This is a genomic window from Methanomethylovorans sp. (assembly GCF_041305605.1).
GTDB lineage: Archaea > Halobacteriota > Methanosarcinia > Methanosarcinales > Methanosarcinaceae > Methanomethylovorans.
The window spans coordinates 1-13,307 of the sequence record NZ_JBFYLB010000119.1; the positions used below are offsets into that span (position 1 = coordinate 1).

General features: G+C 42.9%; 13 protein-coding genes and 2 pseudogenes. 11 read left to right on the forward strand and 4 right to left on the reverse strand.

The genetic code is table 11. The annotated features are described in order from the left end of the window. Positions 1 to 134 precede the first annotated feature (134 nt). Complete coding sequence (locus tag ACCM36_RS07605) at positions 135 to 443, reverse strand: antibiotic biosynthesis monooxygenase (RefSeq protein ID WP_370573153.1); 309 nt, start codon at positions 441 to 443, stop codon at positions 135 to 137. Positions 444 to 840: 397 nt separating this feature from the next. Here ACCM36_RS07605 and ACCM36_RS07610 point away from each other — a divergent pair. From ACCM36_RS07610 to ACCM36_RS07655, 10 genes and pseudogenes are all read left to right on the forward strand, one after another. After that, positions 841 to 1,566: pseudogene (locus ACCM36_RS07610) on the forward strand (D-aminoacyl-tRNA deacylase); the annotation flags it as partial. Positions 1,567 to 1,995: 429 nt separating this feature from the next. Beyond that, positions 1,996 to 2,106 (forward strand): annotated as a pseudogene (locus ACCM36_RS07615) (ribonuclease Z); the annotation flags it as partial. Between the two features lie 98 nt (positions 2,107 to 2,204). After that, positions 2,205 to 3,308, forward strand: coding sequence for a cell division protein FtsZ (ftsZ, locus tag ACCM36_RS07620; RefSeq protein WP_333788075.1), 1,104 nt, complete (start codon positions 2,205 to 2,207; stop codon positions 3,306 to 3,308). A gap of 188 nt (positions 3,309 to 3,496) precedes the next feature. Next, complete coding sequence (locus ACCM36_RS07625; protein ID WP_370573164.1) at positions 3,497 to 3,700, forward strand: protein translocase SEC61 complex subunit gamma; 204 nt, start codon at positions 3,497 to 3,499, stop codon at positions 3,698 to 3,700. Between the two features lie 4 nt (positions 3,701 to 3,704). Then, positions 3,705 to 4,166: a transcription elongation factor Spt5 gene (locus ACCM36_RS07630; protein WP_370573154.1), complete on the forward strand. Its 462-nt coding sequence runs from the start codon at positions 3,705 to 3,707 to the stop codon at positions 4,164 to 4,166. A 46-nt stretch (positions 4,167 to 4,212) separates the two neighbouring features. Beyond that, the gene (locus tag ACCM36_RS07635) at positions 4,213 to 4,695 is read left to right on the forward strand and encodes a 50S ribosomal protein L11 (protein WP_370573155.1); all 483 of its coding nucleotides are present in this window, start codon (positions 4,213 to 4,215) and stop codon (positions 4,693 to 4,695) included. Positions 4,696 to 4,846: 151 nt separating this feature from the next. Continuing rightward, complete coding sequence (locus ACCM36_RS07640; protein WP_370573156.1) at positions 4,847 to 5,488, forward strand: 50S ribosomal protein L1; 642 nt, start codon at positions 4,847 to 4,849, stop codon at positions 5,486 to 5,488. A gap of 1 nt (position 5,489) precedes the next feature. Beyond that, on the forward strand, positions 5,490 to 6,521 hold the full coding sequence (locus ACCM36_RS07645) for a 50S ribosomal protein L10 (RefSeq protein ID WP_370573157.1): 1,032 nt from the start codon (positions 5,490 to 5,492) through the stop codon (positions 6,519 to 6,521). Positions 6,522 to 6,560: 39 nt separating this feature from the next. Then, positions 6,561 to 6,869 carry a 50S ribosomal protein P1 gene (gene rpl12p, locus ACCM36_RS07650; RefSeq protein ID WP_370573158.1) on the forward strand — a complete coding sequence of 103 codons (309 nt, stop codon included), beginning with the start codon at positions 6,561 to 6,563 and terminating at the stop codon, positions 6,867 to 6,869. 137 nt (positions 6,870 to 7,006) lie between these two features. Then, positions 7,007 to 7,981: a radical SAM/SPASM domain-containing protein gene (locus tag ACCM36_RS07655; RefSeq protein ID WP_370573159.1), complete on the forward strand. Its 975-nt coding sequence runs from the start codon at positions 7,007 to 7,009 to the stop codon at positions 7,979 to 7,981. A gap of 13 nt (positions 7,982 to 7,994) precedes the next feature. On the opposite strand, the gene ACCM36_RS07660 is transcribed toward ACCM36_RS07655, so the two are convergent. The 3 genes from ACCM36_RS07660 to ACCM36_RS07670 all read right to left on the reverse strand — a co-directional run bounded on the left by ACCM36_RS07660 (position 7,995) and on the right by ACCM36_RS07670 (position 11,426). Continuing rightward, on the reverse strand, positions 7,995 to 8,765 hold the full coding sequence (locus ACCM36_RS07660; RefSeq protein WP_370573160.1) for an S-adenosyl-l-methionine hydroxide adenosyltransferase family protein: 771 nt from the start codon (positions 8,763 to 8,765) through the stop codon (positions 7,995 to 7,997). Between the two features lie 66 nt (positions 8,766 to 8,831). Next, on the reverse strand, positions 8,832 to 11,024 hold the full coding sequence (locus ACCM36_RS07665; protein WP_370573161.1) for an ATP-binding protein: 2,193 nt from the start codon (positions 11,022 to 11,024) through the stop codon (positions 8,832 to 8,834). A gap of 276 nt (positions 11,025 to 11,300) precedes the next feature. Next, a complete protein-coding gene (locus ACCM36_RS07670; RefSeq protein WP_370573162.1) occupies positions 11,301 to 11,426 on the reverse strand; it encodes a hypothetical protein in 126 nt (41 codons plus the stop codon). Positions 11,427 to 12,524: 1,098 nt separating this feature from the next. Between ACCM36_RS07670 and ACCM36_RS07675 the strand changes: the two genes are divergently transcribed. Then, positions 12,525 to 12,722 (forward strand): hypothetical protein, encoded by a 198-nt coding sequence (locus ACCM36_RS07675; RefSeq protein WP_370573163.1) that lies wholly within the window; start codon positions 12,525 to 12,527, stop codon positions 12,720 to 12,722. Positions 12,723 to 13,307 lie beyond the last annotated feature (585 nt).

Genomic DNA, 13,307 nt, shown 5'->3' on the forward strand with positions numbered 1-13,307 from the left:
TGACAATGTTTAGCAATTATATACTGACTATGGATATGATCTAATATCAAACTGAACAGGACTATAAAATGTCCTGTCACAATTTTCACTCGGCTGTAACCTGATTTTAACTACACTATTACTTGAACTTTCGGTCAAGGATACCTCTGGCTCAGCGTGAAGTGCATCATTTGAAGAGAGGTATCATCAATGTAACCAAAATATACAAGACACAGTGGAAGCCTCATTACATCATCTGTGGCTTTCAAAGCATGGTCCATACTCTCCCAGTGAACTATATCTGTCCATTGGCCATTTTCACCTTGAAGCAGTTCCCTGTCCAAGAAACCCGACAGTTTGCTCAGTTCCTGGATCATACCAGCAGATGCCTTGAGAAATGTCTGTTCATTGGTACCAGGCTTCACCTTGAAATGTACAATCTCTACAGCTATTGATGATGGCACTGAAATCACTATATAAGAAGGGAACATCAAACTTAATAAGGCTAATGGAACATTGGGGGACGAAAATTTCAGGCAAAGGAAGAAATGAACAATACAGGATAAAATATGAACCTTAGAGATATATTGAAAAGCACACTTACCGAACAAGAACTAAAAAGAAACAACATCAAATATAGTGCCTAATTGCAGATTATGAGAAGAGGGGATTCAAAGTTCTTAACTGTCGCAGGTGCGGTAATGTGGCGCCTGGCGTGGGCAGATGGGCTTTTGATATGATCAAAAAGGTTCAAATCAAGGATGAAGACTGATGAAAAGCAATGGAAATGGATCAAGGATAACCATCCTCTGCTCTACAGTTGACAGGGCGAGCCAGAACATCAAGGAACATATACTCAAAATGAGAGACTGGGTTCCTGTGAATGTGACATGCCAAGACTGGAAGGAGCTTGTATGCGCTTATTCATCCGAAGGATTCTGGCTTGTAGAGATCGATGCACATCATATATATCAGGATGGCATAGACTGCAGGCTTGAAGCATGTGGATTGGAATCACGACTTATCATAGTTGCCTCAAAGCATAAAAGCAAGGATGGAAAAAAGGTGATGACGGCTCATTATACCGGGAACAGCGGCAATGCGGAATTTGGTGGGCACACCAGGGAATTTTCCTATCCTGCGCCTTTTGCCTTGAGATCTATTTTGCTTAATATGCAGAAGCTTGTGAATGATACTGGTTATGATGTAACCATGGAATCCACCCATCACGGACCCACGGATGTTTCTCTGCCGATGGTATATGCTGAGATCGGCAGTGCAGAGGAACAATGGAAGGACCCTGTGGCAGGAGAGATCGCTGCCAGGGCAATACTGGAGGTGAAAGAGGAGATATTACCAATAGTCATTGGCTTTGGGGGTGGACACTATGCAAAACGCCAGTCCAAATTGTTGCTTGAGAACAATATAACATTCGGACACAATTTTCCAAATCATCAGCTTGACAACCTGGACCTGGAACTTGTTAGACAGGCTATAGAGAAGTCAAATGCTGATATAGCATACTTTGACCGCAGGGCGATGTCTTCGGCACATAAAGAAAAGATCACTGATATCATTAAAGAGCTTGGGCTTCAATTGCTTCGGGAAAGTGATATAGTAGATATGCATGGATTGCCCTGGCATGTATATTCCCACATGTTTAAGCTGGCAGACAGGTTGTGCCCGGGGAGCCGCCTGAGGATAACAAATGGATTCAGGAAAATGATCAGCAATGCCGGAAACGTAAGCACAGAGGATATCCATATCTGCAGGATGAATGAAAGCATCTTCAACGAAGCGGTGTCGGCTGATAAGAAAAAGGTTACAGACTTACTTGATGTGTCGGATGTGGCCTATATTGAAAGGGATAATGGGACCTTGCCTTGCATCATGATGTGCATACGAGGCCGGGAAAAGGCTTCAGCTGATATGCTTATAGATGAATGCATTAAAATACTAAAAGAGCATTATGAAATAAAATACATCCCGGAAGAGATGACGCTATATATTACAGAGGAGAGGTTCAACCCGGAACTTGCCCGGGAGCTGGGTGTACCTCCTGGTCCTATGTTCGCAGAGTTAAAAAATGGGAACCCTGTAACTGCCAATGGCAGAATTGTAGAACCATTAATGGTTTATACAAAAACCACAAGAAGAATTACATCAGTAAATAACATTACTCTTAAATAATAAATACCACGATTTTCACTCAAGGGAGAAGAAGAATGAGATCCATAGTAGAAGAGGCACTTGCAAGGTCCGAAGAGGAAGGACGCCTCCATACACGTGTGCCTGAACCGAATGATATCAATGCAGAGCTAGAGGAGATGCTTCGTGACCTGAGGACTGTGATCAAGGTCGTAGGCTGTGGTGGCGGAGGGTCCAACAGTACGCAGAGGATGGCCAACGAAGGAATCAAAGGAGCGGAACTGGTAGCTATAAACACTGATGCTCAGCACCTTCTGAGGGTCAATGCTGATAAGAAGATATTGATAGGAAGAAAGAAGACAAGGGGCCTTGGCGCCGGCAGCCTTCCCCAGGTGGGCGAAGAGGCAGCCCTGGAGAGCGTTGATGAGATAAGGGCTTTTGTGGAAGGCAGTGACATGGTGTTCATTACCGCAGGCCTTGGCGGAGGCACTGGCACTGGTTCTGCCCCGATAGTTGCCGAAGCTGCAAGGGATGCAGGAGCCTTGACAATTGCGGTAGTAACACTTCCCTTTGGAGTTGAAGGGCATGTAAGGCGTATGAACGCCGAAGCAGGCCTGGAGAGACTAAGAGAAGTTGCGGATACCGTAATAGTTGTCCCAAATGACAAGCTACTTGAAGTGGTGCCCAGACTTCCGTTACAGGCTGCATTTAAAGTGTCGGATGAAGTGCTGATGAGGGCAGTGAAGGGAATTACCGAACTGATCACAAAGCCTGGGCTTGTAAACCTTGACTTTGCCGATGTAAGGACGGTCATGCAGAACGGAGGCGTTGCAATGATCGGTCTTGGAGAAGCAGAGGGCGAGATGAAAGCCGTTGAAGCCGTGCAAAAGGCATTGAGGAGCCCATTGCTGGACGTAGACATATCCGGCGCTACATCAGCTCTTGTGAACGTGGTGGGCGGTCCGGACATGACCATTGCGGAGGCTGAGAGCGTTGTCCAGGAAGTATACAGCCGCATCGACCCAGATGCAAGGATAATATGGGGTGCGCAGGTGGATGAAGAGCTGGAGAATACCGTGAGGACAATGTTGGTAGTCACAGGTGTTAAATCACCTCAGATCTACGGCCACGGCGGCACCAGAAATGTTACACGCAAGTATGGGATTGATTTTGTAAAATGAATGGGATTTTGCAGGCAGCTTTTAGTCTGCCTGCTGAAATAATCGAAAAGTATTTTAGAGAAGAAGTTATAGATAGCCGGTACTATTTTATAGCATGATTAAAATCAGACTACTCGTCATTCGATCAATGCGTTCAAACTAGAGAACATAAGGCTTAATCGGTTGTGAAGATATTGGCAGGGAATAATATAGATTCAAGCAAGTTAAATGCCACAGTGGACTCCATAAGTTCTATATTAAGAGCGCACATGAGGGTTCTTAAACTAACAAAGAAGCCCTCAAGAGAAGAGTTCCTGACAATTGCTAAGGTCGCCGGTCTTGGGATCCTTGCCATTGGCATATTGGGATTCCTGATCTATGTAGCAATGGTGGAAATACCAAAGTTGGTGTGAATCAATGGCTGAAGCTTCTGTTGTATTCGTGGTGAAAACAACTGCTAACCAGGAACGTTCTGTAGCAAATATGATGGCAATGGTGGCAAGGAAGGAACACTTGGACATTCGTGCCATCCTGGCCCCGGACGAGCTGAAAGGCTATGTACTGGTGGAAAGCACGTCATCTGGTATAGTGGAACAGGCAATCCAAACAGTCCCGCATGCGCGTGCGGTGATCAAAGGTCAATCCAGCATAGAAGAGATATCACATTTCCTTACACCGAAACCCACTGTGACCGGTATAACAGAAGGTGCAATCATAGAGATCACTTCCGGGCCCTTTAAAGGAGAAAGAGCACGTGTCAAGCGGGTCGATGAGGGACATGAGGAGATCACCGTTGAACTGTTCGATGCGGTGGTACCGATACCTATAACTATACGTGGTGACACTGTAAGGGTCCTCAGGAAAGAGGAAGAGTCCTGAACATATTAAATTTATAGATATATTAAATATAACTGGTGATACTCACATGGCAAATGTTGTAGAAGCACTGGTCTCCGGAGGAAAAGCCAATCCCGGACCGCCTCTTGGTCCGGCCCTTGGACCTCTTGGGATCAATATAAAAGCGGTAATTGACAAGATCAACGAAAAGACAAAAGATTATAATGGCATGCAGGTACCTGTCAAAGTGATAGTTGCCGATGACAAGAGCTTTGAGGTCGAAGTTGGTACGCCACCAACTGCTGCGTTGATCAAGAAGGAACTGGGCATCGAAAAGGGATCAGGGGAACCAAAGACAAAGAAAGTAGGGGACCTGAAGATCGACCAGGCTATAAAGATAGCCCGTATGAAGAGGGACGTAATGCTGGCGTATTCCATGAAAGCTGCAGTAAAGGAAGTGCTGGGAGTATGCGTAACTCTGGGTGTTACGGCAGAAGGAATGGATCCAAGAGAATGCCAAAAGGCCATCGACGACGGTAAGTATGACGATGTGCTGACCGCAGAAGCTTGATCCGGGCTATATAACCGATAGATATAAGAACTATGCTCCACGTTGGGGCACTATAATAGTAATGGGCTTGGGGACATCCCTGACCCCTTAATCAACCGTAGTAGGCCGAAGCGGCCGATGGACGGTAGTTCAGCACTACGGGAGGAATTGAATGGTAAATAAAACAACAGTAGAAGCTGTCAATAAATTGTTAGAGGAATCGCCGCAGCGCAAGTTTATGGAAAGCGTTGATCTGGCTATCAACCTAAAACACCTCGACATGAGTCAGCCCAAGAACCGTGTTGACGAAGAGATAATACTTCCGCATGGCCTTGGAAAAGACTTGAAGATCGCTGTTTTTGCAAAAGGTGAGGTTGGTCTTCAGGCAAAGGAAGCCGGTGCTACATATGTCTTCACTGAGGAAGATATCAACGGGATGAAAGAGGACAAGGCACGTGCAAGAACTATTGCCAATGAATGTGACTTCTTTATAGCCGAAGTACAGTATATGCCGCTAATCGGTAAGAGCCTTGGTGTTGTCCTGGGTCCTAGGGGAAAGATGCCAATTCCACTTCAACCTGGGAAGAATGTAGCCGATGTCATCAACTCCTCCAAGAATTCCGTGCGCATAAGGTCAAAGGATAAACTGACCTTCCATGTAGCAGTCGGACGCAGAGATATGGCAGTTGAGAAGCTGGCCGACAACATAGAAACGGTGATCTCCAGACTTGAACAGTCCCTTGAGAAAGGTAGCCAGAACATCAAGTCGGTCCATTTAACGACCACGATGGGTAAGTCAGTGAAGGTGATGTAATATGGAGATTGATCACCACACATCACATATACCAAAATGGAAGGCCAAGGAAGTTGAGGAGATAAAAGAGCTCATTAGATCCTACCACCTCTTCGGTATAGCGGGTATTGAAGGCATTCCTGCAAAGCAACTCCAGAAAATGAGGAGGGACCTTCAGGGAACTGCATATATCAAAGTTGCCAGGAACACTCTTATAAAACGGGCATTGGAGGAATTGGGCCAGGATGTAAAGGATATGGGCGAATATATTGATGTCCAGACAGCATTAGTATTTTCGGATCAGAATCCTTTTAAACTATACAAGCTCCTCGAAAAGAGCAAGACGCCTTCACCAATCAGGTCAGGTACTGTGGCTCCCAAGGATATTGTAGTGGAAGCAAGACCAACGAGTTTTCCACCTGGACCCATTCTGGGAGATCTGCAGCGGGCAGGCATACCCGCAGCTATTGATGGAGGCAAGGTCGTTGTAAAGGAAACAAAGACCGTATTGAAAGAGGGAGAAAAAGTTCCTCAGTTACTCGCATCCATGCTTAACAGGCTTGAGATCTACCCAATGGTCGTAGGATTGGACCTAAGAGCAGTTCTGGAAGAAGGATCCATATTCCGCCCAGATGTACTGGCAGTGGATGAGACACAGTACTTCAACGACATAGCCTTGGCTGCAAAGCAGGCATTCAATCTGTCGGTATACGCAGCATATCCAACTACAGACAATATAACCACGCTTATCGCAAAAGCTTCAACAGAATCCAAGAACCTCGGCATTTACGCTGCCGTGTTCGAGCCGGAACTGATGGGAGCATTGATGGGCAAGGCTCATTCACAGATGCTTGCTGTGGCTGCTGCAGCCTCAACTAAAAATGAGGAAGCAGTAGATGATGAGCTTAAGCAGGCCCTCGGAGCCGCAGCTGCAGCAGCAGTGAGCGTAACAACCGAGACAGAGGGCGATGAAGCCGTTGAGGCGAAAGAAGAGAAGGAAGAAGAGAACTCAGAAGAGAACGGAATGGCCGGTCTTGGAGCACTCTTTGGATAAGACAGACACATAACTTACATTGATAAAAGGTGATTTCACATGGAATACATATACGCAGCACTTTTACTGCACAAAGCTGGTAAAGAGATTACAGAAGATGCAATAACTGCCGTTCTTCAGGCAGCTGGTACCGCAGTCAACGAGTCACGTATAAAGGCACTTATCGCAGCCCTTGAAGACGTGGACATCGAAGAAGCAATGGCAACTGCAGCAGTTGCAGCAGCCCCGGTTGCAGCAGCTCCAGCAGCTGTAGCAGCAGCCCCAGCCGCTGAGGCAAAGAAGGAAGAAGAGTCCAAGGAAGAAGCAGAAGAGAGCGGAATGGCCGGTCTCGGTGCACTCTTTGGATAAAGACTTCGAACAACTTACAAATATCTATATGCCCGTGTTCTACGGGCATATCTTTTTTTAACAATTACTTGCTTTACAGCTTTTGCTGTATCCTGTAACAGAATATTTAAATTGCCAACCAATGTAGATACTGAATCATGCCCAGATCACCCTTTACAGCAGCAAAAGCATTCTGGCAAACCAGGATAAAGAAACGCCCTCTTGTACTCTCTCATGCCATCAACTCCCGCTGCAATATGAAATGTGAGTTCTGCGAGTACTGGAAACAGAGCGGACCTGAAATGACATTGCAGGAGATAACCAGATTGCTGGATGAGGCAAAGGACTTCGGGATAATGATATATAATGCATGGACCGCTGAACCCTTGCTAAGGGAAGACCTGCCACAGATACTCCAACACGCCAGAGAACTAGGTATAGTAACTTTTCTCATAACTAATGGACTGTTGCTGGAAAAAAGAGTAGAGGACCTTACGGACCTGGATTACCTCTCCGTATCTGTTGATGGCATAAACAGTTATAAGGAGATAAGGGGAGTAGACTTTAAAACCAAAATACTTCCCGGCATAATCAAAGCAAAGAGGTCTATGAAAAATCCCATACTCATGAACTGTGTCATCAGTGGACGGAACCTGGATGACATTGAAGAGCTCATTCGGCTTGCTGCAGAGTTAGAAGCGACCATAGCTTTTGAACCAATGTACGAGTTTTCCGGGATAGAAAAAAGTATATGGAAAGATATAGGCGTAAGAGATACTGACAAATATCGCCGAACAGTGGACCAGATAATCGAAATGAAAAAAAAAGGTTATCCGATAATTAATTCTTACACATACCTGAAGATGATCCGGGATATGAGCACTGATTTCAAGTGCCATGCCGGAGAACTTATACTTAACGTGACAGCAGATGGCACTATAGAACATTGCAGGGTTGAAAAGGAACCACTGGGAAACGTAAAGGATGGACTACAGAATGTATGGGAAAGAAGCAAGAAAAAAAGAAAACAAATTCCTGAGAATTGTCATAAATGTCTGTTTTTCGGATATGTAGAGAACAGCCTCCTGTATGACATGAACCTTGAAGTGATGAGACATTACAAGTGGATGTGAAAGAGTTCAGAGGTCATCGTTTTTTAATCCGGACCTCATCACCACGTTGTATTTTAAGTCTTTTTGCAGCGCTTTTTCCATTAACAGCTATTTCGAGAAAACCATGACTACCAATAAGAGCCAGCAATTCTCCTTCTCCTGCATACCCATAGGTTCCAAGAAAGGATATTGTCTTGCCAAATACTCTTACGTGTTCTTCAAAGTGGAACTTCTTGAACACATCGGAAGCCTGTATATTGGTAATGACATTACCAAAATCATCTATATCAATGACATGTCCTGAAATGAAGTTAGCTCCAAGTTCAACTGTTCCAAAATCAAGATGAACATGATCTACTGTCGTTTCCCCCACCTCTTCCAGGGGCATGCCTCCTGAGAGGTATGCACCAATACGGGCAAACACGTCCCTTCCATGGAAAGTAGCAGATACGTCTCCCAGTAGACCGAAGTTTGTGATCTTGCATATCTGCATATCACCCTGACTGGAAGCCGCGGGAACCATGAGACCGTTGTCCGGACCCACAAAAAAATGCCCACCCGCATAAATAACTATTGAATTCCTCGCAGTACCCACCCCGGGATCTACAACCGCCACATGAACAGTTCCTTTAGGGAAATAAGGAACAACAGAGTAGAGTGCAAAGGCTCCGGCCCTTATGTCGGCATGAGGGATATAATGGGTAATATCTACTATGGTGACCTGAGGATTGATGCTTAGTATGACCCCCTTCATGGCAGCAGGATAAACTGAACCAAAATCGGTGGTTAATGTTATAAGTGACATAGAAAAGAATCTCACTTCATTATATAAAGAAGGTATAGATAATGTTTGACAGCTTTCTGAAGCAAATCATACTAAAGAATTGGAAGGACTAATGTTAAGCGTAGGTACATTAGTAGAATGTTTCTTTGGCAATGTGACATGTACCGTGGTTCCTGCTCCTTCTTTGCTTTCCATCCATATACTGCCGTTATGAGCCTGCACCACCTGCCTGGAAATAGAAAGTCCAAGTCCACTGCCTCCATACTTCCGTGTTGATGAACCATCGACCTGATAGAAGCTCTCAAATATTTTATCCCCTATTTCTTTTGGTATCCCTATACCTGTATCCTTTATCTGGATGTGGATATCAGGACCTTCATCATAGACCGAGATAGTAATGGTCCCGGCTTTGGGAGTGAACTTCAGAGCATTATCCATTAGATTGTAGAAAAGCTGTGGCAAAATATTGAGATCTGCTTCAATTAGAGGGATCGGAGCACTGATATTACTTATGACAAGAATATTCTTTAGCTGTGCTGGATATGAATAGCGCCGGATAGTTTGATCAATAATAGTTTCTATCTGCACAATATCAAAACTATAGTTCATTTTTCCGGTAAGCACGTTACTCATATACAACATCGAATTTATCAGAGTACCGAGGCGTTCAGAATTACGTGCTATGGCATCAACACTTTTTTTCTGGCTTCCGTTCAGCTCTCCGAAATCTCCTTCACGAAGAAGGTTACTGTATCCCTGTATGGCGTGCAGGGGGGTTCTAAGCTCATGGTTAAGAGTGGCAAGGAATTCATTTTTCATTCGATCAAGGGTTTTTAGCTCATCATAGGCGCGTGCAAGGTTAGCAGAATAATTATTGAGCGCTTCCTCATTCTCTTTGCGCTCTATTGCACTGCCGACAAGGTTGGCAAGTATCCCAAGTACTTTAATGTCTTCTTCTTTCCATTCTCTGGTATTTACGACATTGTCCATCCCCACAAATCCTACCATATTTCCACTTATGTAAAGAGGTAGCACTATGAGAGAACTAATCTGTTGCATTTCAAGAATATCTTTTTCGTTTGATGCCTCTGGTGGCATTGACCCAACATCTGTGATGCGTATGATCTCACCCTTGTGGAGTTTATCCATCCACCAAGGGAACATGTCAACCGGAAGATCCTGAAGATTATCTTTTTGAGGTTCTACGCCATCATTGCACCACTCATGAGTATTGGTCATGGTTTTTGTGGCGCTATTTATCCTGAACAGATAGACACGACTTGCACCGCAGAGAAGACCTGCTCTCTCAAGGCATTTGTCTACTGCAGTATTGATGCTATCAGGAGCGACAAGAATAGCCGAAACAAATGATATGGCCTTTTCCAGCTCAAATTTCCTCTTGATTATTGCATTTGTGGCAAATATCTGTTCAGAGTATGTTTGCAGCTCCTTTTCAACTTTTTTCATTTCCGAAATATCACGCAAGACGACCATATAAGCTATCTTAGCATTGAATTCTATCAGATATGCCGATATTTCCATTGAGATCGTCTTTCCATCTCTGGAAATCAGATCAACCTCATAATTGGAAGGAACTTCTTCTCCTTCCAATATTTTGTTGTACCTCTGAGTAACTATATCTTTATAAGCAGGAGATACAAGATCAAGGAAATCCCTGCCAAGAAGCTCTTCTTTTCTATATCCTGTGCTTCTCAAAAAATTATTATCGAGATGTTTGAAAACACGATCCTGTATGATCAGAACGCCATCATTTACATCTTCCAGAAGTTTCACATACTTATTATTGTATTCCTTATCACTTATTTGCAGGATATATCTGGAAGCGTCTTCGATGTAACATACCAACCCAAAATCTCCGTGGACATCATCTTTTAGAAGAACTGCTTTCACCTTGGACAGGAACTCTTTGCCATCCTTGGTCTTACATGACTGATAGAACTCTGCCTGTGTATGAATGCTATTTCCCTGAATACAACTTCCTTTCATTTTCTCTTTAAGTATTGGAGAAAATAATGCATCAAAGCATTCCTGCCTGAATTGATCAGTATCTTTATATCCAAACAATGAAAGGGTTGCTTTATTGCAATATTCTACCTTACAGGCTTTATCCACAAAGAAAACACCAATAGGTGACTCCTCTACTATGGAAGTAAAACGCTCTTTGCATGAGCTTGAAATATTATCGGAAGAATTCAACTGTTCAACCTTTGATCTGCTGTCGGGAGAAATATCATCCATATTGATATCGTTGTTCAGCATAATTGCGTTATTCGGATGAGATGGCATTATATCAGGTATATTAGAAGTAGTCAATTAATATATTAATAGATTTTGACATATATGGAAAGTGAAACTTGTAACAGAAAAAGAATGCAAAGAAATATCATGACTTTTAAATGTTCTCTTTTGGCACATCCATTCATCACTGCTCGTAGGGTAAGGATTGAACAGAGAACATGAACTTGAATAGAACAGTCTTTCAAATAAAAAAAGATGTTACCAGAAAGATGAGGTGTGAGCGTTCGTTATGAACGCTCAGATCTTTGAGGAGGTACCTGATTCAAGGCACTGGATAGTACAATACATCGCATCACGGACGCACTTGCTCAGGACATACATCTTGCTACCACAGTTTTGACAGGTTACAGCTACAAATTCCATATAATTTTCCTCCTCTTGTTTGCAGATTTGCTGGTAGTGAACACCACTTTGTGATCATTGGCACAGCCATGACCAGATTCGGGAAACCCGTGATCTTAGAGTGGTTTCGTCACCTTGCTATTGATCTAGTACATACCTTCTCAATATCTATATATAAACATTTCTATATTATTGAATATACTAATCGTCATAATGATGAGGTCTGACTGTGGATGTGTTTACAACTGCCTATTTTGAAGCCACGAAATAAAACTCAAAGCCCTCGGGGCTTCAGACAGTATGAGTGAAATGACAGAACGGGAAACCCAAGATTATGTTGTTTCATAGACTGCTGAACAACTCTCCAGCAATGGTATACGATGAACTCTATTACGGGCTGATGAACTCCCTTCTTTCGTCAAAAAATACCCGCCCTTCACCCCATTTTCGTGGATTGTGAACCATTTTCATGCACATATAAAAGTACAGCTTATCCAAATGTTCAAGTGTAGTTGAAATATTATATTGCATGCGATGATTTTCATTGCGGACATGGATTACGTACATCCATGGAAATTGGATTCAAGTCTTGTTAAATATTACATGCCCTTTATTACTTGTTACAAACCTAGTAAAACAGGACACTAGTTCCATATCTTCGGAAAGAAGAATTAAACAGTACCTCCATACTTTAGTTTAGGATGTCAGTATAATCATTTGTGGTCCATGGCTGGCATACTTCAAGTTCTACATATATTACAAAATATGCTTAACAGCATTTAGGTATGATGTCCGGATGCCTTATCAAAAGAAAAAAAGATGCGAGGTTCCCTCTCTGAAATCTGAATATGTTTCTGTCTTTCCACAAAATAGCATTTTTGTGACCTAACCGGAGTTGAGGTATATATGAACGAGGCTGATCTTATTAAGCCACTGGAACGCCATTAAGATACAATATAAGAATAAGATTTTATTGATACGTGCCTGGGGCAAACTGTTACAAGATAATGCAAAAGTGAAGTTTGCATCAAAAAGACCCTAATCATCAATCATTACAAAATACTCTCATGATTGTTTATTAAAATTTTGTTTATATACCAGGATGATATACTATATATTATGTTAGAAAAACACTGGTTATTATTCCTTGCAGCAGGTATTGGATTAATAGTAGTTGAGCATACTACTTTAGGGATCGGTTTATCTTTTGTGGGCTTTGCCTTGGCGAGACATAAAGAAGATCATGCGTATATGGGAACCGGCTCTATCGATATTTGGAAACACGAATCTATTGAAACACACGCCAGTATTCAGTGAACAATAAGTCTGATAAGACATTGTAGATGTCAGCCGCCAACCCCGGCGCGTCAAATAAGTTGCTATACCGGAATAACCAGTAAATTCTATTTTTGCATAGGGCAACAGGCATCCAGTATTTTCACTGGAACCATCTTTACCCTACAAAGGAATGTTAATAAGAATGGAGCAGGAGCATGTTATACGGATGCCCCCGCAGGTGTGTATAGTACACCTTGACGCCAGGTGTACAAATAGATCTATATCGAGCAGGTTTAAGAAGCTAAACTATGCAAGGTGAAAGTAATACTAAGGTGCATAGTAAATCAGACCATAAAATGTAACGTTGTTAAGTTACAATATGAAACATGGCGATTACCTGCAACTTGTAGGCAATCATCCGGGCAGTCTGCTTTTAGTTTATAGGTTTAGTTTACAGGAGATTTTAAAACAAACAAACAAACTATCCACACTCTTTTTACTGGAACAAAAAATATTGCGTCTAAAGTATTTTGAAGCGGCTATAAGACTGCTTTAATTAGAACCCATATTAGTATTTAAGCAAACAAACCTTAACTAGAATTTTTGATAGTCCTGGGCGGACTA

Bases quoted from the DNA above. Each gene is read 5' to 3' on its own strand.
- ftsZ (WP_333788075.1), top strand. From the start codon at position 2,205: ATGAGATCCATAGTAGAAGAGGCACTTGCAAGGTCCGAAGAGGAAGGA.
- ACCM36_RS07640 (WP_370573156.1), top strand. From the start codon at position 4,847: ATGGTAAATAAAACAACAGTAGAAGCTGTCAATAAATTGTTAGAGGAA.
- ACCM36_RS07645 (WP_370573157.1), top strand. From the start codon at position 5,490: ATGGAGATTGATCACCACACATCACATATACCAAAATGGAAGGCCAAG.
- ACCM36_RS07630 (WP_370573154.1), top strand. From the start codon at position 3,705: ATGGCTGAAGCTTCTGTTGTATTCGTGGTGAAAACAACTGCTAACCAG.
- ACCM36_RS07665 (WP_370573161.1), bottom strand. From the start codon at position 11,024: ATGCTGAACAACGATATCAATATGGATGATATTTCTCCCGACAGCAGA.
- ACCM36_RS07655 (WP_370573159.1), top strand. From the start codon at position 7,007: ATGCCCAGATCACCCTTTACAGCAGCAAAAGCATTCTGGCAAACCAGG.
- ACCM36_RS07660 (WP_370573160.1), bottom strand. From the start codon at position 8,765: ATGTCACTTATAACATTAACCACCGATTTTGGTTCAGTTTATCCTGCT.
- rpl12p (WP_370573158.1), top strand. From the start codon at position 6,561: ATGGAATACATATACGCAGCACTTTTACTGCACAAAGCTGGTAAAGAG.
- ACCM36_RS07635 (WP_370573155.1), top strand. From the start codon at position 4,213: ATGGCAAATGTTGTAGAAGCACTGGTCTCCGGAGGAAAAGCCAATCCC.
- ACCM36_RS07670 (WP_370573162.1), bottom strand. From the start codon at position 11,426: ATGGAATTTGTAGCTGTAACCTGTCAAAACTGTGGTAGCAAGATGTAT.
- ACCM36_RS07675 (WP_370573163.1), top strand. From the start codon at position 12,525: ATGTTAGAAAAACACTGGTTATTATTCCTTGCAGCAGGTATTGGATTA.